The 20,594-nt window shown below is 55.0% G+C and carries 17 protein-coding genes; all 17 read left to right on the plus strand.

What is annotated here, in order from left to right; all coding sequences use genetic code 11:
• Positions 1-10: 10 nt before the first annotated feature.
• The 17 genes from ACK8P7_RS09645 to ACK8P7_RS09725 all read left to right on the plus strand — a co-directional run bounded on the left by ACK8P7_RS09645 (position 11) and on the right by ACK8P7_RS09725 (position 20,421).
• Positions 11-1,090, plus strand: coding sequence for a GTP-binding protein (locus ACK8P7_RS09645; protein WP_410043998.1), 1,080 nt, complete (start codon positions 11-13; stop codon positions 1,088-1,090).
• 117 nt (positions 1,091-1,207) lie between these two features.
• Complete coding sequence (locus tag ACK8P7_RS09650; RefSeq protein ID WP_410043999.1) at positions 1,208-2,677, plus strand: C69 family dipeptidase; 1,470 nt, start codon at positions 1,208-1,210, stop codon at positions 2,675-2,677.
• 121 nt (positions 2,678-2,798) lie between these two features.
• Entirely contained in the window at positions 2,799-4,835 is a 2,037-nt protein-coding gene (locus tag ACK8P7_RS09655; RefSeq protein ID WP_410044000.1) for a HelD family protein, read from the plus strand.
• Between the two features lie 392 nt (positions 4,836-5,227).
• Positions 5,228-7,387, plus strand: a complete 2,160-nt coding sequence (locus ACK8P7_RS09660; protein ID WP_410044001.1) for an ATP-dependent helicase — start codon at positions 5,228-5,230, stop codon at positions 7,385-7,387.
• Positions 7,388-7,544: 157 nt separating this feature from the next.
• Complete coding sequence (locus tag ACK8P7_RS09665; RefSeq protein ID WP_410044002.1) at positions 7,545-8,108, plus strand: hypothetical protein; 564 nt, start codon at positions 7,545-7,547, stop codon at positions 8,106-8,108.
• A 165-nt stretch (positions 8,109-8,273) separates the two neighbouring features.
• Positions 8,274-8,801, plus strand: coding sequence for a hypothetical protein (locus ACK8P7_RS09670; protein WP_410044003.1), 528 nt, complete (start codon positions 8,274-8,276; stop codon positions 8,799-8,801).
• A gap of 149 nt (positions 8,802-8,950) precedes the next feature.
• The gene (locus tag ACK8P7_RS09675) at positions 8,951-9,628 is read left to right on the plus strand and encodes an MBL fold metallo-hydrolase (protein WP_410044004.1); all 678 of its coding nucleotides are present in this window, start codon (positions 8,951-8,953) and stop codon (positions 9,626-9,628) included.
• 388 nt (positions 9,629-10,016) lie between these two features.
• The gene (locus tag ACK8P7_RS09680; protein WP_410044005.1) at positions 10,017-11,159 is read left to right on the plus strand and encodes an RNA polymerase sigma factor RpoD/SigA; all 1,143 of its coding nucleotides are present in this window, start codon (positions 10,017-10,019) and stop codon (positions 11,157-11,159) included.
• Between the two features lie 264 nt (positions 11,160-11,423).
• Positions 11,424-11,816, plus strand: coding sequence for a hypothetical protein (locus ACK8P7_RS09685; RefSeq protein WP_410044006.1), 393 nt, complete (start codon positions 11,424-11,426; stop codon positions 11,814-11,816).
• A gap of 39 nt (positions 11,817-11,855) precedes the next feature.
• Positions 11,856-13,355 carry a hypothetical protein gene (locus ACK8P7_RS09690; protein ID WP_410044007.1) on the plus strand — a complete coding sequence of 500 codons (1,500 nt, stop codon included), beginning with the start codon at positions 11,856-11,858 and terminating at the stop codon, positions 13,353-13,355.
• A 985-nt stretch (positions 13,356-14,340) separates the two neighbouring features.
• Entirely contained in the window at positions 14,341-15,192 is an 852-nt protein-coding gene (locus ACK8P7_RS09695) for a replication initiation protein (protein WP_410044008.1), read from the plus strand.
• A gap of 184 nt (positions 15,193-15,376) precedes the next feature.
• Positions 15,377-16,333 carry a DNA-directed RNA polymerase subunit alpha gene (locus ACK8P7_RS09700; protein ID WP_410044009.1) on the plus strand — a complete coding sequence of 319 codons (957 nt, stop codon included), beginning with the start codon at positions 15,377-15,379 and terminating at the stop codon, positions 16,331-16,333.
• Positions 16,334-16,445: 112 nt separating this feature from the next.
• Positions 16,446-17,225, plus strand: a complete 780-nt coding sequence (locus ACK8P7_RS09705) for a threonine/serine exporter family protein (RefSeq protein ID WP_410044010.1) — start codon at positions 16,446-16,448, stop codon at positions 17,223-17,225.
• Positions 17,226-17,227: 2 nt separating this feature from the next.
• Positions 17,228-17,689: a threonine/serine exporter family protein gene (locus tag ACK8P7_RS09710; protein ID WP_410044011.1), complete on the plus strand. Its 462-nt coding sequence runs from the start codon at positions 17,228-17,230 to the stop codon at positions 17,687-17,689.
• Between the two features lie 121 nt (positions 17,690-17,810).
• Positions 17,811-18,728 (plus strand): ketopantoate reductase family protein, encoded by a 918-nt coding sequence (locus ACK8P7_RS09715; protein WP_410044012.1) that lies wholly within the window; start codon positions 17,811-17,813, stop codon positions 18,726-18,728.
• A 339-nt stretch (positions 18,729-19,067) separates the two neighbouring features.
• Positions 19,068-19,739, plus strand: coding sequence for a cyclase family protein (locus ACK8P7_RS09720; protein ID WP_410044016.1), 672 nt, complete (start codon positions 19,068-19,070; stop codon positions 19,737-19,739).
• 73 nt (positions 19,740-19,812) lie between these two features.
• Entirely contained in the window at positions 19,813-20,421 is a 609-nt protein-coding gene (locus ACK8P7_RS09725) for a YhcH/YjgK/YiaL family protein (protein WP_410044013.1), read from the plus strand.
• The last annotated feature ends 173 nt before the right edge of the window (positions 20,422-20,594 follow it).

Below are 20,594 nucleotides of genomic sequence, written 5' to 3' on the forward strand. Positions count from 1 at the left end.
GAGGGCTTCTATGATTACGATCGATCTCATCACCGGTTTCTTAGGTTCCGGTAAAACGACCTTTATCGAAAAGTACGCGCGCTGGCTCGTCGCGAAGGGCGAGCGTGTCTGCATCCTCGAGAATGACTACGGGGCAATCAATATCGACCGCGTCCTGCTGCAGGACCTCCTCGGGCCAAACTGCGAGCTCGAGATGGTGGTGGGCGGCGATGGGGCCGAAGCGCATCAGCGACGTTTCCGCACGAAGCTTATCAGCATGGCGATGCTCGGCTATACCCGCGTCCTCGTGGAACCGAGCGGGATCTATGATATCGATGAGTTCTTCGACTCGCTCTATGAGGAGCCGCTCGACCGCTGGTACGAGGTGGGCTCGGTGCTCACCATCGTCGACGCCCGGCTCGATCCGGGCCTCTCACCTGCGTCCCGCTATCTGCTCGCCTCGGAGGCCGCAGGTGCTGGAAAAATCATCCTCAGTAAGCTGCCCGTCACATTGTCGACACCGAAACACGACAAAGTGCGGCCAGAGGCGAACCGCACTGCGGGTATCGACACTGGTCGCAGAAATGACCGCCGACAGGGCGCGATGACCGCTGCGGTCGTCGACATTGACCAGCCCCCGACGGATGCGAAGAACGATGCCGTCGCACAGACACTCGCGATCCTGAATCAGGCGATGGAAGAGCTGCAGTGTACGCGCCGCTTCGCGTATCCGGACGATGTGCTCGCGAAGCCATGGGATCAGCTCGAGGATAGCGATTTTCAGATGCTGGAGGCCGCCGGTTACCGGCATGTCAGCTTCCTGAAGAAGGCCGTCGCCGAAGAGGATGCGTACCAGTCGCTCTTCTATATGCATTATGAAACCACGCCGGAGGACCTGCAGGCGCGTGTGCTGAAGCTCCTCGCGGATCCCGCTGCCGGCCACGTCCTCCGCATCAAGGGCTTCTCCAGCGGCCTCGAGCTGAATGTCACGAAGGACGAGCGGCATTTCCGCCCACTTTCTGTGCCGACCGAGGACGTCATCATCGTCATCGGAGAAGGCCTCCGAAAGGACATCGTCGCCGGCTACTTCCCGGGTGCCGTCACCGTCTGATACCGAAAGCTGAAAACTGACTATTTGAGGAAAGTACGAACTATGTTAAAATAGTTAGTACTTTTTTTGATGCAGTGCAACACAGGCATCTTAATATATGTGAGGGAGGAACGTACGATGGCTTGTACGACGATTTTAGTAGGTAAAAACGCGAGCTATGATGGCTCGACGATGATCGCCCGGAACGATGATTCCGGTGCGGGAAAGTTCACAGCGAAGAAGTGGGTTGTGATGGAGCCGTCCCAGCAGCCGCGGGTATACCGCTCGGTGCTGAGCCATGTGGAGATTCCGCTGCCGGAGAATCCGCTCCGCTATACCGCGATGCCGAACGCCGTGAAGGGGGAGGGCATCTGGGCGGCTGCCGGCGTGAACAGTGAGAACGTCGCGATGACCGCCACTGAGACCATCACCTCGAATGCACGTGTACTCGGTGCTGATCCGCTCGTCACCTTCGAGCCGGGCGATGAGCATACACCGGAGAAGGCCGGCGGGATCGGCGAGGAGGATATCGTCCTCCTGGTCCTTCCGTATATCCACTCTGCTCGCGAGGGCGTCGAGCGTCTCGGCAGCCTGCTCGCGCAGTACGGCACCTATGAGATGAACGGCATCGGCTTCCAGGATGTGAATGAGATCTGGTGGCTCGAGACCATCGGCGGACACCACTGGATGGCACGTCGCGTACCGGATGACCAGTATGTCATCATGCCGAACCAGCTCGGCATCGATCACTTCGATTTCGAGGATGCCCTCGGTGCGCAGAAGGAGTTCATGTGCTCCGCGGATCTCCGTGCGTTCGTGGAGAAGAATCATCTGAATCTGAATCAGGGCGACGCCTTCAATCCACGACTCGCCTTCGGCAGCCACGACGATTCTGACCACACCTACAACACCCCACGTGCCTGGGCGCTGTTCCGTTACTTCAACCCGCGCACGTACCGCTGGGATGGCCCGGACGCAGACTTCACCCCGGTGAGCGACGACCTCCCATGGTCCCTCGTGCCGGAGCATAAGATCACGGTGGAAGAGGTGAAGTGGGCGCTTTCAAACCACTATCAGGGCACCCCGTATGATCCGTATCGGAAGCACGGGGACAAGTCACTCTGCGGCACCTACCGGACCATCGGCATCAACCGTACGAGCTTCATGGCCTGTCTCCAGCTCCGCCCATACGTACCGGCCGAGCTTCAGGCGCTCGAGTGGATCTGCTACGGCTCCAACGCATTTAACGCGTTTGTACCATTTTATGCCAATGTTGACAAAACCCCGGCGTATATGAACAGCACCACCGCACAGGTGTCCACCGACAGCTTCTACTGGGCGAGCCGGATGATCGCGGCCCTGTCGGACGCTGCCTACAGCTACACCTCCTCCCACATCGAGCGCTACCAGAATAAGGTAGCCATCGCAGGTCACCGCCTGATCCGGCAGTATGACCAGCGCTTCATGGACACGAAGGACACAACGCTCGAGGAGGCCAATGAGGCCATCGCCGAGATGCTTCGGAGAGAGACGGACGACGTGCTGGACAAGGTACTGTATGAGGCCAGCATGCATATGAAGAACGCGTTCGCGCGCTCGGATGCATAAACGTATACGATACAGACTGCCGGAGAGAGCGATTTCTCCGGCAGTGGTATCTCAGGTGATGTGACGATGTAACGCAGGAAGCATTGGCCTGAAAAACATGGATTTAAGTAATAGGTAAGGAATGAACGAAGATAGAATTTTCAGAGAAGAACAGGCGCATCTGACGGAGCAGTACGGAAAGCTCGCGCGGATGAAGGAGCAGATGGAGGCCGAGCTCGTCGATCTCCAGCGACAGGCACAGGAGGAGAAGAACACGGTCGCGGATGACCTCCAGTACGACTTCGTCGGCATCGAGGAGTCACAGGAGACGCTGATCGAGTTTGAGACCATGAGCCGTGCCGTCGAGGAGCTCAATATCTCGAGCCGGACGGTATCGATGGGGCTGCAGCGCGTGAACCGCCTGCTGCCGCGTCCGTACTTCGCGCGCATCACCGTGCAGTTCCCGGAGGAGACGGAAGAGGAGAGCTTCTATATCGGCTCTTCCTCGGTGTCAAACGAGCATCATGAGCCGGAGATCATCGACTGGCGAAGCCCGATCGCGGAGGTGTACTACAACCAGGCGCTGGGCGAGACCTCCTATATGGTCGATGGACGTAAGATCCCGGTGGACCTGAAGCTTCGCCGGCAGTTCGATCTGGAGCGCGATGTGCTGAAGGCCTACTTCGACACGAAGATCGCGCTGGAGGATCCGCTGCTGATCCACTCGCTCACGAAGAAGCGAAGCGATAAGATGCAGTCCATCACGGAGACGATTCAGAAGGAGCAGAACCTCATCATCCGCTATCCGGACGTGCCGGTGCTGCTCGTGCAGGGCATCGCAGGCTCTGGTAAGACCTCCGTGCTGCTGCAGCGCATCGCGTATCTGTTCTACCGTCGCCGGCATACCCTGCGGCCGAACCAGGTGGCGCTCATCACACTGAATCCGGTCTTCCAGCAGTACATAGACCACGTGCTGCCGGAGATGGGCGAGGCGAATCCGGTGACCATGACCTGGTCCGACTTCCTCGATGATCTCGGGGTGAAGAGCCTCGGCGAGGCGGATATCACGGAAGCGGATGCGCTGCACCAGATCGATGAGGGCCTGGTGGGCTTCTCTATCGAGGCGAAGCATCTCCACAATATCAATCTGAAGCGTGCACGTGTGCTCGATAAGCAGCAGATTCTCGGTGTGCTTCGCCGCCATAAGGGAACCTCATCCACGACCTGGCTGATCCAGACTGCGGTGGAGGAGCTCGAGGAGCTCGCACGCAGCAACGCACAGAAGCAGGAAAAGAAGAAGCACGATCAGGGCCTCGACGATCTCTATGACGAGGAGCCGGATGAGAGCCAGATGGGTGGTGTCTATGAGAAGATCCGAAACCTCGACTGGCTCGATATGGAGGCCATCGGTCAGTCGATTCTCGGAAAGGATGATCTGACACCGGCGGAGTTCAGCTACCTCAAGATGACGCTGACCGGCACCTCGGATCGCAACACTCGTTACGTGATCGTCGATGAGGTGCAGGATTATACGGAGGCGCAGCTCATGTTGCTCGCACGCTACTTCCGTAACGCGCACTTCATGTTCCTCGGCGATGAGTTCCAGTCGATCCACAGTGGTACGGCGAGCTTCGCGGATATCCGCCGGATGTTTACGGAGCAGGGTAAGGAGGTGACGGAGCTCTCGCTGATGACGAGCTATCGTTCCTCCCCGGAGATCACGAAGCTCTTCACGAGCCTGCTGCCGCAGGAAATCCGGATCCAGACGAATTCCGTACAGCGGGAGGGTGTGGAGCCGACGGTGCTGGCCTGCGAAGACCACGAGACTTACGTGGAGGAGCTGCGTCGTGTGATCCGGGAGAACGACCGCACGGAGGGGCTCACGGCGATCGTATGCTGCGACTGGACCGGCATCAATATGATGCGTCGGACACTCGGGGACGACACGCCGCACATCATCTGCTCCTATGAGGCACTGCCGAAGAGTGGTGTGGTGATGATGGAGCTGAAGCTCGCGAAGGGGCTCGAATTCGATACCGTCATCCTGCCGGATGTGTCGGTGCGGGATTATCCGGACCGGGCGCTGTACCGGCACCGGCTGTATACCGCGGAGTCGCGTGCGACGGAGAAGCTGATCATCCTGGCGGATGGGGAGCTGTCGCCGCTGGTTCATGTATAATCACCGGAGGGGAGACATCGAAATCACAGTATAATTCAATGACGGACTCGAAGGGCCGGCAGCTGAAGCACAGTACTACGAGATCGGAAAAATCACAAATCGGGCCCTAAGAACCAGTAGGCTCTCTGCAAACGACTGAGTTTTCTTTATGAAAACTCAGTGTTGCAGAGAGTGCTAAGGAAAAATTACTCCAACTGGTTCTAAGGGCCCGATTTGGATTTATTCACGATCTCTTCGTATGGCTTCAGCTGCCGGTCCTTCGGATCCTGCCTGAACTGTTTTCGATAATTCCCCCTCCGGCATATACACGTCGAATCATATATTGTATTCAGCAAACGTCTGTGCTATTATATTTTTATTAACTGAACTATTATGCGAAAACGGAGCGAGAAATGGAAGAGATTCTGGAAGGACTAAATAAAGCGCAGCTGGAGGCGGTGACGTCGACGGAGGGCTTCGTGCGTGTGATCGCGGGGGCGGGATCCGGGAAGACGCGGGCGCTGACGCATCGTTTCGCGTATCTCGTGACGGAGCTCGGGGTGCTGCCGGGAAACATCCTCTGTGTGACCTTCACGAACAAGGCGGCCAACGAGATGCGGCAGCGGATCCATCAGCTGACGGGCGATAATGATACGGGCTATATCAGCACCTTCCATGGTTTCTGTGTGAACATCCTGCAGGAGGACAGCCATGCGATCGGCTATCCGAAGAGCTTCATGGTGCTCGATAACAGCGACATCGATGAGATGCTGAAGATCATCTATGAGGAGCGGGGGCTCACGCTCCGGGATAAGACCTTCGCGAGCGCACGGGATATGTTTGAGATGCGGAAGTGTCTCACGGAGCCGGGCTACTTCCTCGACATGATCGCGCTCCCGATCGATGAGCTGCATGAGAAGTATCTCCAGGCGACCGAGGTGAATGACATCCTCTTTTACGGTTATCTCTACCAGGAGCGGAAAACCTTTGCGGTCGACTACAACGATCTCATCATCCTGAGTCTCTATATCTTCCAGGAGCATCCGGACATCGCGGAGAAGTGGCAGAAGCGGCTCATGTACATCCAGATCGACGAGTTCCAGGACATCGATCCGCTGCAGTACCGGCTCATGGAGGTGCTGTGCGCCTACCACCATAACCTCTTCATCGTGGGCGATCCGGACCAGACCATCTACACCTGGCGCGGTGCGAACGTGAAGTACCTGCTGGACTTTGATCAGCATCATCCGAGCACGCAGACGATCATGATGATGGAGAATTACCGTTCGACGCCGCAGATCCTCCGGGTGGCCAATGCTCTGATCCGGAAGAACAGGAAGCGGATCGAGAAGGAGCTGCTCCCGATGCTTCCCGATGGCGTACCGGTCGTCTGTCATCTCGCAGAGGACAGCACGAAGGAAGCCGAGTGGATGGTGAAAAACATCGAAACCCTGCATCAGATGGGCGTCGCTTATAACGAAATGACGGTCATGTACCGGGCGCACTATGTCACGCGGACGATCGAGGAGGTGCTTCTTCGATCGAAGATTCCGTACACGATCTACTCCGGTGTGCAGTTTTTCGGGCGCATGGAGATCAAGGACGCACTGTGCTATCTGCGCATGATCGTCTATAAGGATGATCTCAGCTTCCGACGCATCGCGAATGTCCCGAAGCGGAATCTCGGTGTGCGCCGTATGAAGTTCCTCGAGGAGTACACGGAGCACCACGGAGGCACACTGTATGACGCCCTCGTGAAGAACCTGGAGCATGAGATCTTCCGGGGCACGAAGGCGCGGGAATTCGTCGCACTCATCGAGAAATATGCGACGATCTATGCAGAGCGGACGATCTCCGAGGTGCTGACGAGCATCCTGCATGAGTCCGGCTACGAGAAGCTGCTGCGCACGGAGGGCGCGCAGGACCGTCTCGATAATCTCGCGGAGCTCAAGCAGGCGGTGTTCTCCTTCGAGACGAGCGCCGGCGAGGAGACGGATCTCGAAGCGTACCTGAAGAGCGTCGCGATGCTCAGCAATATGGATATCGCGGACAGCCACGACCGCGTGAAGCTCATGACGGTTCATACCGCGAAGGGCCTGGAGTTTCCATACGTCTTTCTCTGCAGCATGAGTGAGGGTATCTTCCCGTCGAAGAAGGTGAACACCCTCGAAGGCATGGAAGAGGAGCGGCGCCTCGCGTTCGTCGCGATCACACGTGCCGAAAAGGGACTCTATCTCTCCGAAGCTGCCGGCCGGAATTTCGATGGTTCGCCGCGCTATCCGTCGCGCTTCATCCTGGACATCGACCGGGACCTCCTGCACTTCACCGAGGCACCGAAGGCAGGGCTTCTGAAGGAGGCGGAGAGCTATATCCAGCTGGTCGACAGCCACTTCCGGCGCAGTGACGATGCCGCGGTCTTTCACATTGGTGACCGCATACGACACCGCGCCTTCGGACTCGGTACGATCCAGGAGGTGGACCTCGACCAGTCGGCCTACACGATCCGCTTCGACGACCTCCCGACGGAGCGCCGGCTGAGTCTCCGCGTGAAGATGGAGAAGGTGGAAGAGTGAGTGCCGTAAATTTGTTATAAGTCAAGGCAGGGGATCCGGAGAGGCGGCAAACGAAGCACAATACTCCGTTTGCCGCCCCTCCGGTCCCCTTCCTAAGCTGTGCTTCGAAATCAAGATATGCTATACTAGAGTAATTCTATCTACAGGAGGAAAATCCATGCTCCAGATCAATACAGCATTTACGAGGGATCCGCAGGCGGATGCCTACATCCGTGACTTCATCAACGATCGGGTGATGTCCCTTCTGATCAACGATATCGAGTGGGCGGCGGGCCAAAGCTATCTCAAGGTGCGGCCGGACGATGAGGAATACCAGGAGAACATCCACTTCTACTTCCCGGATCACTATGATCGAGAGGATGGCGCAACGGCGTTTCTGAATCTGCTGAAGGGTGTGAAGTCGAAGGATCCGTTCATCCCGAACATCTACGAGGAGTATGCGCTCCACGCGGCGATCCACAGCTACATCCATAACTGCGAGGATAAGGGACTGAGCCCGGCGCGTCCGATGCCGCAGGAAGCCCGTCAATATGTTATAAATGTACTGAAAAACGAGTACCTCACCGACGAGGAGAAGGATGAGATGGACCCGGATGTCCGGCTCGCCAGCTTCGAGGATATGTATGACTACGACGATTTTCTGACCTTTAATATGGATTATGCGATGCTCGACCATATGACGGAGGAGGAGATCGACGCTGCACGAGAGCCGAAGGACTGATCTGTCCGGCGTTCGTCGAGCAGCTCGTTTATCCGCGCCCTGGGTGCGAGGATGCGGCGGATCCAGATGGGTCGCTGCGGACATATAACAAAATAACGGTATGTTTTGCAAGCCCGGAAAATCGCTGATTCCGGGCTTGCTCTTATCAGAATGGAGAGAGTACGCATGTTTAATCCAGATTATCAGCTGGGCCTTGACACCGCGCTTCTGAAGCAGCGGGATCTGGTTCGTTTTTTCGATATCGACGGGGTGCTGTCGGTGTATGCCTATGGAGCAGATGGTATCAACGCGGTACGCGACGAGGCGTTCGATGCCTTCATGGAAACCCATGACCTCTATCAGTACGCAGCTGCGCCGGTCTTTATAAAAGAGTACATCGAGCAGTATACGACGCCGACGCTGAACTATGTGGTGAGTCAGTCCGGCACCGAGGCGCAGGACCAGCAGAAGCTCGCGTTTCTCAAGCGCTGCTATCCTGGCCTGTTCCCGGAGGACCATATCCTGTTTACACGGAGCGATGTGAAGGCGGAGGCTGTGCGGGAAGCGCTGGAAAAGAACCATCAGGGACTCGAGACACCGCATCTGTTCATCGATGACAGCGCAGGCGTCCTCGATAAGCTGCAGCTCGCCGGCATCCGCGCGGTGCACGTTTCGAGCCTGCTTTTACTTGCGACACTGCGCGAAAACGCATAAAATAGAAGTAAATCAATGCGTGCCGGGCACGTATCGAGTCTGCTTCTGTTTATGGCGCTTCACAGAAGCAGACAAAGGGGATAGAAAAACAGAATATAAAGGGGCGTTCCAGGATGGATGGTGCTATTACCATCCGGGAAGGAGTATGTATGAAGCAGTTACGTGAAGACATTCGTGTGTTAACCCATGCCGCGATCCGGCTCGTGCTGAAGGACGAGCATCATGAGGATGTCGTGATCTACTGTGACCCGTTTCACCTCGTGGAAACCACAGCCGATGCCGATCTCATCCTCGTAACGCATGCGCACTATGACCACTATTCGGTCGAGGACATCGCGAAGGTACGGAAGAGTGGCAGTGAAGCGATCTACCCGGCCTCGATGCGCGGGGAGACCGGGGATTCCGGTATCGACGATGCGCAGGAGCATTTTCTCGCATGGAACGAGAGCCTGGATTTCCGTGGCATAAAGATCACCGCTATCCCGGCCTATAATCCGGAGAAGCGCTTCCACCCGGCGGCACAGCAGTGGATCGGCTATCTGCTCGATGATGGTACACGTCGCATCTATATCGCCGGCGATACCGACATCACGCCGGAAGCCGAGGCGGTACGCTGCGATGTCGCGCTGCTTCCGATCGGCGGTACCTATACCATGAACGCACATGAAGCGGCGACACTGGCCGTCATCCTGCGCCCGCAGCTGGTCATCCCGACACACTACGGCTCCGTCGCCGGAGAGCCGGAGGACGAGGAGGTCTTCCGTCAGGCCGTCGGAAAATCCGCACCGATGGTGCATGTCGAGATCCGTATGGAGCGCTACGCGTAAAAAAGTTAAGAATCATCTTAAGAATTTCATAATGAGACATTTCGCTTTTCTTCAAGCACTTCGGAACAGATTCCGTTATGATAAAGATGCTTGAGAAAGACATCAGGCACAATCCTTTTTTAAAACTAAATCCTTTATAATTAATCCCGGTTGCTTCCCGGGATTTTTTATGTCCAAATTTTCTACGAAAATTTGGACATAAAAAATATTATCATATATATAAAATAATTTTTATGTTCTTTCTTCCAAACTGTCTTGTAAAGATTTCTCTTTCCTCATAAAATAGCAAGGCTGTCTAAAAATATCAGCATGTTCATCTGCGCTGCAGATGATCTGTAGCAATATAATTCACACGACTCAGGTCGTCTTTATCGTTTCAGGTTATTCAATGGCTAAAATTAATACACAGAACACAAAAGGTAACAAGAATCTCATCATCAAAATCAATGGACGCGATGGCTCCAGTACGGTGATTAAGCAGGAGACGGAACAGCTGCTGGAGGATGCATACAGCGACGAGCTCGAAAACGAAGCAGACATGGAGAACGAGCTGGAGCTTTCCGATGAGCTGACGCAGGTGGCCGTCGACGAGGACGAAGATGTGAGCGATGAGGACCTCGAGGAAGAGGAGCTTTCCGATGAGGACCGCGAAGCACGAACCCTCGATATGGAAGCACTCGCAAACCTCGAGAATGTATCCGCTGATGATCCGGTTCGTATCTATCTGAAGGAAATCGGAAGCTACCCGCTGCTGACACCGGAGGAGGAGCTCGACCTCGCGAATCGCTGCAAGAACGGCGACCTGTATGCGCGTCAGCGCCTCATCGAGTGCAACCTCCGTCTGGTTGTTTCCATCGCGAAGCGCTTCACCGGACGTGGCATGAGCTTCCTGGATCTCATCCAGGAGGGCAACATGGGTCTCATGCGTGGTGTCGAGAAGTTCGAGCCGGAGCGTGGCTTCAAGCTTTCCACCTATGCGACCTGGTGGATCCGTCAGGCGATCGCGCGTGCGCTCGCCGATCAGTCGAGAACCATCCGTGTGCCGGTACATATGGTTGAGCTCATCAATAAGATCAAGAAGACCTCCCGTCAGCTGGCGCTGACCCTCGGTCACGAGCCGACCACGGCCGACATCGCCGAGTACCTGAACATCCCGGAGGAGCGTGTACAGGAGGTCGTCAACTACGATGCCGGTCCTGCTTCCCTCGACAGTAAGGTCGGTGAGGATGAGGATTCTGATCTCGGCTCCTTCATCGCCGACGAGAAGATCATCTCCCCGGAGCAGAACGTGACGAACGTGATGATGAAGGAACAGGTCGAGAAGATCCTCTGTAACCTTTCAGAGCGTGAGCGTGAGGTCCTGGAGATGCGTTACGGTCTCGTCGATGGACGTGAGCGTACCCTCGAGGAGATCGGTACCATGTACCATGTCACACGTGAGCGTATCCGTCAGATCGAGAACAAGGCACTTCGTAAGCTGCAGAATCCGAAGTACAAGCGCGAGCTGGAAGGCTTCCTGGAGAATAACTGATTCACGAACCGGACTTTCTGTTATAATGGCAGAAAGGCCGGTTTTTTCACACCAGGCGATCAAACGCCCGAAACAGATAACAGATTTACGGTATCCAATGCATACACTCGTGCACCCGCCGGATGGCCTGCGGATCTGCGATATGCGATGGAAACAGCGGACCCATCACGGGAACGCATAGCATTCGCTGCGGCGATATGCGTATGCGATGGAAACATTGGCTCATAAAACATGAACCAGCATATAGAGAAAGAAAGGTACGATATGAACGATTTCAGAAAACGCTCCGGTCAGCCGAAAAAGTCAGGCGCAGCAGCGAAGCGCGGACAGGGAAAGAACGGCAGAACCGCTTCCGCAAACGGCTTCAGCAGCCCGCGAAAGAGCAGTGGCGCAGCGAGCACGAAGCCTTATTACCAGACGAAGCTCCAGGGCCGCACAGGTGCGCAGCCGGGCGACTACGTCATCATCTCAGACGGAAAGCAGGAGATCACGACCCGTGTGAACCTCGCGAGCCACCCGTTCTGTAAGAAGAAGGTCGGCGACCGCGTCACCATCAAGGCCGTCGAGTGGACGCTCGTCCGCATCCTCTACCAGGGCAGCGAAGCCTACCATAAGGTCTTCGACGCCGACACGCAGCGCGAACACTTTGGGTACTAATCCATGAGCATCGTCTCCTATTGCTAAAGGAAGGAAATCATGTCTATTTACGAATATATCTGTGATCATCTGACGCCGTCCGGCACGCTGCCGGCGGATTTCAAGCTGCCGGGCCGCACACCGGCGGAGGCGAGCAGCTCCCACAGCGCACTCTCCGACATGCAGCTCGTCGATGGTGCGCTGGACGGCATCGCGCTGTTCCACGGCCCGTCCGAGGAGGCCGACTGTACGCCGCTCGCGGATCTCATAAGCTCGACCTCCATGGGCGACACCGAGAGCATTCAGGCGGCCATCGAGGCGTATTTCGCGCCGTCCACGGGCCACCGTATGCTTCCGCTCGAAGCCCCGCTTCTTCAGTGGACAAGCGACCATACGGACGCGGTCAATGCAGACGGGCTGTTTGCATTGGCCGCAAATCTCCTCGTGACGACGGAAAGCTGTGAGTGTGTGAAGCTCGCCCTCGTGCTGTTCTCGATGCTCGACACCGACGACAACGACGCGGTGAAGGACGCGGTCCGCACACTGGCGCTCTCCGACGAATTCACGCTCTTCGCGATTCATGTCGCGGAGACCTGGCAGGACGCCGAAGAGGAGATCCTCCGCTTCGGACAGCAGGTGCACGGCTGGGGCCGCATCCACGCCGTCGAGCATCTGGAGGCGAAGAGCGGCCGCGTGAAGGACTGGCTCTTCCATGAGGGCGTGCACAACACGATCGGTGCCGCCTACTCCGCGCGCACCGTGGCCGATAAGATCCACCTCGCAACCGTCCTCACGAACCCGGCCTTTAACGACGACGATTTCGTGCTCGCCAGCGCCATCCTGGACGGTCTCCTCGATGAATCGAGCATGCAGGGCATCACCGCCATGCCGGACCGCACACAGCTCCTCGATGGCTATCTTCACCAGGCGAGACGCTGCCGCATGAGCGAGCAGACGCTGAACACCGTGCTGAGCGTGCGCGATTACCTCGATCAGAACATCTTCCAGGGCAGCGGTAAGCTCCACGAGCGTGCCGAGGAGATCCTACATACCGACGACATCCGCAGCTTCGTCCAGGAGCTCCTCGCAAAGGGACAGGGATTCCGTACCGCCTGCCGCATGGGCATCCAGTGCACCGATGAGATGCTGCACGCGATGGACACGGAGTTCAATGCTTACGCCGATCTCGTCGATGTCCTCCCGAAGGACAGTGATACACTCCGAAAGCTGCTCGACATCTACCGCCGCCACCTGCCACTCGCGATGATGGCCTCCGGTCCGCGTGACCAGCTGGGCATCGGCGAAGCCTACCGCCCGTACCATCAGCTGAGCTACCTCGTACAGAACCTCGCTGACAGCACAGGAGAGGGCGAGGACCTCGTCATCAGCGCTCTCCGCTGCCCGGTCAATGCCAACCGACAGATGGCTCTGAACGTCCTCGAAAGCTGGTGTAAGGACGGCTATGAGCCGGGAGACGCGATGCGCGCCGCACTGCAGGAGCTCCTCGCCTCCGAGCCATGCGACGACATCCGGGCACAGCTCGAAGCACTGAAGTACTGATGAAAACGCTGATGCATATCGGAGAATACAGAGACGACATCGTAGCACAACTCGAAGCATTGAAGTACTGATGAACGTTCTGATGCATATCGGAGAATGCAGAGACAGAACCAGCCAGATCTGAAAAGATAACAAATTTACGGTCATAAAAGATAACAAAAAGACGGTATGGATTGTATTCATACCGTCTTTTTGTTATCTTTTCATCGCTTATAACATAATTACGGTAGAAAAGTGCCTACAACTGGACCGTGCGTATCGACCGTAAATCTGTTATCTTTCGACCGTCATCGCGTTATAAGCGAAGCAGGTACCGTAATTTTGTTATACGGTAAAAACGCCAAAAGAATCGCGTGAAAATCGTGAAACTGCTGATTTTTTACCGGAAAATGTCTGAAAAGAAACAGACCACGGCGGACCTGCAGTAGAAATTTCGCTTTTCAGTCCGGCTTTCAGCGCGAAAAAGGGATAACACAGCCCCCGGATCCGGCTGGAAAAACCCCCTCGCAGGCGCTTCGGCGCATACCGTAAATCTGTTAGAAGCTGCCGTCTTTCTGTTACAGCTCACCGTAAATTCGTTATGCCTTACCATCAAAATGTTATCTTTGTGGATAAAAAACGACGCAATTCTGTGCTTTCACCCCTTGTATATATATAAATATATTAAATATTAAATAAGCAAAATAAAAAATTAAACGAAAATCAAATAGCAAGGCGCGCGCGTGGGTGGGAATCGCAGGTTCAGAAACGCCACCCGCAGGAGATATAACATAATTACGGTCATTATGGACGACAAATCGAGGTCTGAATTATAACAAAATTACGGTCATTGATTTTTACCCCGCAGCGTTTTACTATATTGACATATCATTGCACCGACCTAAAGGGTAAGAATCGTGTAGTTATGCTATTGTGTGCTGAATTTCACACGCAGGCATATAACGCCGGTACTTATCATGGGGCTCGTGCGCGGAGACGGAGACGTATGGCAGCTTTTAAAACACAGAAAGAGAAGATGGACGATCAGCGTAGCTATCTGGTCGTAAAGGATAACGCACTGATCCAGAAGGCGAAGTATAATCTCACCGCCAACGAACAGAAGCTTGTGAACTACGTGATCACGATGATCAAGCCGGGCGAAGAAGAGTTTAAAAAATATGAGATTCGTGCCCTGGATTTCGCACGTCTCTGTGGCATCGATCCGAAGAACGTATACCGTGATTTCCGAAACATGATCGATTCCATCGATGAGAAGGCCTTCTGGGTAAACCTCGATAACCGTGTTATCAAGCTCCGCTGGTTTAACGAACCGGAGTATAACGAACGCAAGGGCACGATCAGCCTGATCCTCGACAGCCGTATCAAGACCTACCTTCTCGGAATCCAGAACAACTTCACGGAATATGAGCTGTATAACATCCTCGCGATGACCAGTAAGTACTCCCCGCGCCTGTATGAGCTTGCGAAGTCTTATGCCTATAAGGGCTGGGTTGACATCTCGGTCGATGCCCTCCGGGAGAATCTGATGGCGGATGTCTATACTGCTTTCGGAAACTTCAAGCAACGTGTGCTCGCCCCGGCGATTAAGGAGATCAATGAATACACCGACATCACCGTCTCTTACGACTGCATCACCGATAAGGGTGAGCTCGTCAAGGGCCGCCTGCAGGGCAAACGTATAACATATATACGTTTATACATCGAAAACAAGGATACACTCGATCGCTTCGCGACCTATAACAAGACGGTCGGAAAGATCGAAAAGCGGAATCAGCAGTTCCGCGGCCAGCTGAGTCTGAACTTCGACAGCACCGGCACACTGGTAGATATAGCGTGATTCCACTCGGAACCACGCTTTTTTAACAAATTCTGTGAAAAAGCTGGACAAGAAAAAAATTAACGCTATAATAGAATAGCTTGATTCTAAAAATAGCATCACTATGTGCTTTGATATGTGCATGGGTGCTTCTAGGATCTGCTGTTGTCAATTCGTTCATAGATTTATATAAAGAGGTAGGGTAATGGCAGTAGATATCAAACCGGTTCTCGAAGTCGAGCAGCTCTCAGATGATAAGAAGTTTGGCCGTTTCGTATGTTCACCACTTGCGAAGGGTGAGGGTACCGTCATCGGTAACTCTTTAAGACGTATTCTTCTTTCATCCATGCCGGGTGCTGCAGTCAGCGAGGTGAAAATCGACGGCGTTTATCATGAGTTCTCATCCATCCCTGGTGTGAAGGAGGATGTCGGCGATATCATCCTTAATTTAAAAAAGCTTGCGATCAGAAACACCGCAACCAGCGATGATCCAGTCATGGCATACATCGATTATGCCGGTGAGGGGATCGTACGTGGTTCGGATATCAAGGTAAGCTCCGAGGTCGAGATCATCAACCCGGATCAGGTGATCGCTACCCTTTCCGGTAAGGAAACCAGACTCTACATGGAGATCAAGATCGTAAAGGGCCGTGGCTATGACGGTGCCAATACACGTGATCGCAGTGATCTGCCGATCGGTGTGATCGCTGTAGACTCTATTTTCTGCCCGGTGACGAAGGTCAACTTGACCATCGATCCGCTGGAAGGCGGTCAGGAGGATAAGCTGACCCTCGATGTAGCGACCAACGGTGCGATGTCACCGGAGGATGCCGTATCCCTTTCCGCACGTATCTTCGAGTCTCACCTTCAGCTGTTTGCAAACATGGATACTGCACAGTCGACCAGCATCGATACCGAGGGTGGCAGTGAGACGGAGACCGATGCAGGTGATATCGATAACATGAGCATCGACGAGCTCGAGCTCAGCGTTCGTTCGTACAACTGCTTAAAGAGAGCCGGCATCAACACCGTCGGTGATCTCCGTGCGAAGACTATGGAGGACCTCAGCAAGGTTCGTAACATGGGCCGCAAGTCGATCGATGAGATCCTCGCAAAGATGGATTCTCTGGGACTTTCTCTTGCGACGAGAGAGGCAGAGTAATCGTCTGATGTTGACCTGAAAAGTGAGACCGATATAGAGTAATAGCATACTGTATGGTTGCTTCCTCCGGGAAGCAGCCATTTTTGTTATAGAAAAACGAAAGGAGGAAAGCATGATGGAAGAGCAGGTAACTGCGCAGAAAGCGGAGCTCAGCAGCTGTCTCAGCAGTGCGCTGAATGCGGGCGAGCTTCTCTTGACCCACGGCGCAGAGGTCAGCCGCGTGGAGGATACCGTCCAGCGCATCGGACGGGCATGTGGATTTGAGCGCGTGGATGTGTTTACGATCACCTCGTATATCGCCGCTACAGCGTTTCTTCCGGATGGGACGACGATGACCGAAAGTCGTCGTATAAAAGCCCGTGTCACGGGTCTCGGAAAGGTCGAGGAGGTCAATGCACTGTCCCGCCACTTCTGCCATGGTGAGATATCCCTGGAGGAGTTCCGCGACGAACTCAGGCGTGTCCGGGAAGAAAAGACCAGCCCGTGGTGGCTCGATCTTCTGATGTATATGGTCATTTCGTTCTCGCTTTCGATTTTTCTCGGCGGAACTTTTCCAGATGGCATCGCATCCGCTCTTTCCGGTATGGTACTGTATGGGATGATCTGTATGAGTGCACATCTTCAGATGAACAGCCTGATCCAGACCTCCATCTGCAGTGCGGTCACGGCGATCGCGGTGCTGCTTCTCGTTCGTCTCGGGATCGGTGTGCACCCGGATAAAATCATGATCGGAAACATCATGCTGGTGATTCCAGGGATGCAGCTGACGAACTCTCTTCGTGACATGATCAATGGAGACACCGTCAGTGGTGTGCTGAATCTGAGTGAAGCGATTCTGAAGGCCGTATCGGTGGCCCTCGGATTTGCCATCGTGCTTCTGGCAGGAGGTTAGGGATGCAGGCAGATATCATACAGACGCTGATGGGGGCGATCAGCTCGCTCGCCTTCGCCATTTTATTTGGTGTACGAAATCGAAAAGCGCTGATCTCTATCGTGATCGGCAGCGCGATCGGCTGGGCAGCTTATATCGTCTGTCAGTACGCCGGTTACGGAAAAACCTTCGGCATGCTGGCCTCTGGGCTGACGATCGCGGCGTGGAGTGAGATCCTTGCGCGGATCATCAAGACTCCAGTGGTTGTGATGCTGGGACCGATGTTGATTCCGGAATTCCCGGGCGGCGGTCTTTACTATGCGATGTACAGTCTGATCGAGGGGGATACGGCACAGTTCGGTGCGACACTGAAGCTCGTGCTGGCCGAGGCGGGCGCGATCGCCCTCGGCATCATCATCGCTGCCTACGTGGCAGGCTTTCTGACAAATCTTCGGAAGGCCTATAAAGTGAGCAGAAACCGCTGAGCTGTCTTCATAATCTGCGGTGGAGTTTGGATGCATTTTCGCTTATAATAAAGGAGACTATCACGCTGTGTCAGCAGTAGTATCCACAGTATTTTGAAAACCCGAAAGGAGTAGAGGATATATGAAAATTGCAGTTTTAGGTGCAGGCGCCATGGGCGGTCTGTACAGTGCGTACCTGAGCCGGCACAACGAGGTGACGGTTATCGACGTCAACGCACAGGTCGTAGAGAAGATCAATGCAGATGGCCTCGAGGTGCAGGAGCCGGATGGTACGTCTCAGGTGTATCATCCACATGCGGTGCTGTCCACCGAGGGGATGGCGCCGGTCGATCTGATCGTCGTGTTCGTGAAGGCGATGTTCAGCGAGAGCGCGCTGAATAACAACCGTAGCATCATCGGTCCGGAGACCTATCTTATGACCCTGCAGAACGGAAGCGGCCACGAGGATATGCTCGGGAAGTTCGTACCGCAGGAGCACATCATCATCGGTACGACACAGCATAACGCAAGCGTCGCCGGCTTCGGTGTGACGAAGCATGGTGGCAGCGGTATGACCCACATGGGCTGTGTGACCGGTGATGTCAAGCGGCTTCAGAAGTTCGCAGATGCGTTCACGGCGTGCGGTCTCGATGCGGATGTATCCGACGGCGTGCAGAAGATGATCTGGAACAAGATGTTTACTAATGTCTCTGCCAGTGCGCTGACGGGTGCCCTGCAGGTTCCGCTGGGCTTCATTTCCGCAGATGAGCATGCATGGAAGCTCTGCTGTCAGCTGATCCGCGAGGCGGTGGATGTCGCAGCGGCGCTCGGCATGGACTTCGATTATGATGAGAAGGTCGCGGAGGTCAAGGCGGTATGCGATAAGAGCCCGAATGGTCTCACCAGCATCTATGCCGATCTTCGGGATGGCCGCCGCAGCGAGGTGGATACCATCAGCGGTAGCATCGTCCGCGCGGGTGTCAAGGCCGGCGTACCGACCCCGAGCCACCGCTTCCTGGTGGGCCTCATCCATGCGATGGAGAACCGTCCGAGAGCATAAGCGGGCGGGTGCCGGATGGAGGCATTGTCCTCGTGAAGATGTACGGAGGGCGGCACTTTCATGGCAGCATTGCCCTCGTGAAGGGATCGAGGGCGGCACGGAAGTGCAGGTGTACACCGGCAGATAAAATCATATGAATCATCATGCACCTCGGGTGCATCGTGAGATAAATCAAGTTTCTGTTCAGCGCGGGATCTGCGTTTCGATGAAGGGCGGCCAGCGCAGAACGACAAATTTATGTAAGGAGAATATTTTATGTCCGAAGAGTTCGTAACCTATGACTGGGAGGCTGGAAAGCCGAAGACCGTCGCTGCAGATCAGCTTCCACCAAAGGAGTACATGAAGGGTGGTCTTCATATCGTCGACCTGAGCAAGTGCATCGATCCGAGCACCGAGAGCCGTCGTTGCAACTTATGGCGTTTCAACACCGGTGGTGTCGTACCTGATTTCCATACGAATGTAGATATCGGAAGCCACCTCGGTACGCACTGTGAGTGTCCGTACCATCATGACAGCAGCTGGCCGAGCGTTGCAGAGCTTCCACTCGATCAGTTCATGGGTCGTGGTATCTACTGCACACTGGATCTTCCGGAGGATCACCAGATCACCGCTGAGGATCTCGAGAAGGCACTCGGTGGCTGGGTCCAGGAGGGCGACACCGTCATCCTCGACAGCCCGCACAAGATCCCGCCATTCACGAAGCTGACCGGCGGCCCGACCGACCATCGTCTTCAGGTAGGTGCAGACATGGCGCAGTGGCTCGCAGATCACAAGGTACAGTGCGTGGGCTTCGGTGATGGTGTAGCGATCGAGGGCGATGTTCGCAACGTAAAGCCGTTCCATGATATTCTGATGGCGCAGAACGTTACCTTCCTCGAGGTTCTGTGCAACCTGGAGCTTCTGAAGACGGATACGTTCTTCATCAGCTATGCTCCGATGAACATCATCGGCCTCGACTCCTGCCCGACACGTGTGTACGCGATCGAGGGTATGCCGGGCTTCACTCGTTGATCGCGGGTGCGATGAGGCATCACAATCTAAGATAATCGAAAAGGCTTCCCCTTCCGGGAGGCCTTTTTGTGAAATGGGTTTATTCAGAATGGGGGACCCGGAGGAGCGTCAACGGAGGCACAGTACTCCGAGACCGGTGAACTATAAGCCGGGGACCCGCTACACGAACGGTTATGTAATATTAACAAAAGGAGAACATCATGATATCCGAATTATTCATGAAAACGAAAATCTGCGTTTTCTGCCGGCGGCGTTACAGCGTGCCGTGCAGTTCCTGAAGGAGAACGACCTCGCGGCGCACGAGCCGGGAAAGTTCGAGCTTGACGGTGATAAGATGATCCTCCAGGTCATCGACCAGGACACCGCTCCACGCGAGCAGCTGCGTCCGGAGTGCCATCGCAAGTATGTCGATGTACAGTTCCTCGCAGCCGGCGGTCCGGAGCGCATCGGCTGGTATCCGGACCTCGGCGATAGTGAGACCGACGAGAATCTGCTCGATACCCCGCGTGACATCTGCTTCTATAAGAACAACGCGCATGCCCGTGAAGGCATCATCGAGATGCAGCCGGGCAGCTACGCGATGTTCTTCCCATGGGATGTGCACGTACCAGCCATCCAGGTCGACGCACCGGCGCATATCCGGAAGATCGTCATCAAGGTGGCTTTCGACACCTGCCTCTGAGCGGAGGGGGGGTCGCGGGCATCCGGTCATCACCTTAAGAATTTCGTAAGGGGGTCTGACCCCATTAAATTTTTCTAAACAGAATCTAAACCGCAGTTTATGGGGTCAGACCCCAATGTCGTCAACTTAACATTTAGACTCACGCGAAAGCGTAGGTCTTTTTTTACAAATAA

This window comes from Oribacterium sp. P9 (assembly GCF_046365365.1).
GTDB lineage: Bacteria > Bacillota > Clostridia > Lachnospirales > Lachnospiraceae > Oribacterium.

Coding starts and splice junctions, on each gene's coding strand:
- ACK8P7_RS09690 (WP_410044007.1), top strand. CDS start 11,856: ATGTCTATTTACGAATATATCTGTGATCATCTGACGCCGTCCGGCACG.
- ACK8P7_RS09710 (WP_410044011.1), top strand. CDS start 17,228: ATGCAGGCAGATATCATACAGACGCTGATGGGGGCGATCAGCTCGCTC.
- ACK8P7_RS09700 (WP_410044009.1), top strand. CDS start 15,377: ATGGCAGTAGATATCAAACCGGTTCTCGAAGTCGAGCAGCTCTCAGAT.
- ACK8P7_RS09670 (WP_410044003.1), top strand. CDS start 8,274: ATGTTTAATCCAGATTATCAGCTGGGCCTTGACACCGCGCTTCTGAAG.
- ACK8P7_RS09715 (WP_410044012.1), top strand. CDS start 17,811: ATGAAAATTGCAGTTTTAGGTGCAGGCGCCATGGGCGGTCTGTACAGT.
- ACK8P7_RS09695 (WP_410044008.1), top strand. CDS start 14,341: ATGGCAGCTTTTAAAACACAGAAAGAGAAGATGGACGATCAGCGTAGC.
- ACK8P7_RS09650 (WP_410043999.1), top strand. CDS start 1,208: ATGGCTTGTACGACGATTTTAGTAGGTAAAAACGCGAGCTATGATGGC.
- ACK8P7_RS09665 (WP_410044002.1), top strand. CDS start 7,545: ATGCTCCAGATCAATACAGCATTTACGAGGGATCCGCAGGCGGATGCC.
- ACK8P7_RS09685 (WP_410044006.1), top strand. CDS start 11,424: ATGAACGATTTCAGAAAACGCTCCGGTCAGCCGAAAAAGTCAGGCGCA.
- ACK8P7_RS09680 (WP_410044005.1), top strand. CDS start 10,017: ATGGCTAAAATTAATACACAGAACACAAAAGGTAACAAGAATCTCATC.
- ACK8P7_RS09645 (WP_410043998.1), top strand. CDS start 11: ATGATTACGATCGATCTCATCACCGGTTTCTTAGGTTCCGGTAAAACG.
- ACK8P7_RS09655 (WP_410044000.1), top strand. CDS start 2,799: ATGAACGAAGATAGAATTTTCAGAGAAGAACAGGCGCATCTGACGGAG.
- ACK8P7_RS09720 (WP_410044016.1), top strand. CDS start 19,068: ATGAAGGGTGGTCTTCATATCGTCGACCTGAGCAAGTGCATCGATCCG.
- ACK8P7_RS09675 (WP_410044004.1), top strand. CDS start 8,951: ATGAAGCAGTTACGTGAAGACATTCGTGTGTTAACCCATGCCGCGATC.
- ACK8P7_RS09725 (WP_410044013.1), top strand. CDS start 19,813: ATGGGTTTATTCAGAATGGGGGACCCGGAGGAGCGTCAACGGAGGCAC.
- ACK8P7_RS09660 (WP_410044001.1), top strand. CDS start 5,228: ATGGAAGAGATTCTGGAAGGACTAAATAAAGCGCAGCTGGAGGCGGTG.
- ACK8P7_RS09705 (WP_410044010.1), top strand. CDS start 16,446: ATGATGGAAGAGCAGGTAACTGCGCAGAAAGCGGAGCTCAGCAGCTGT.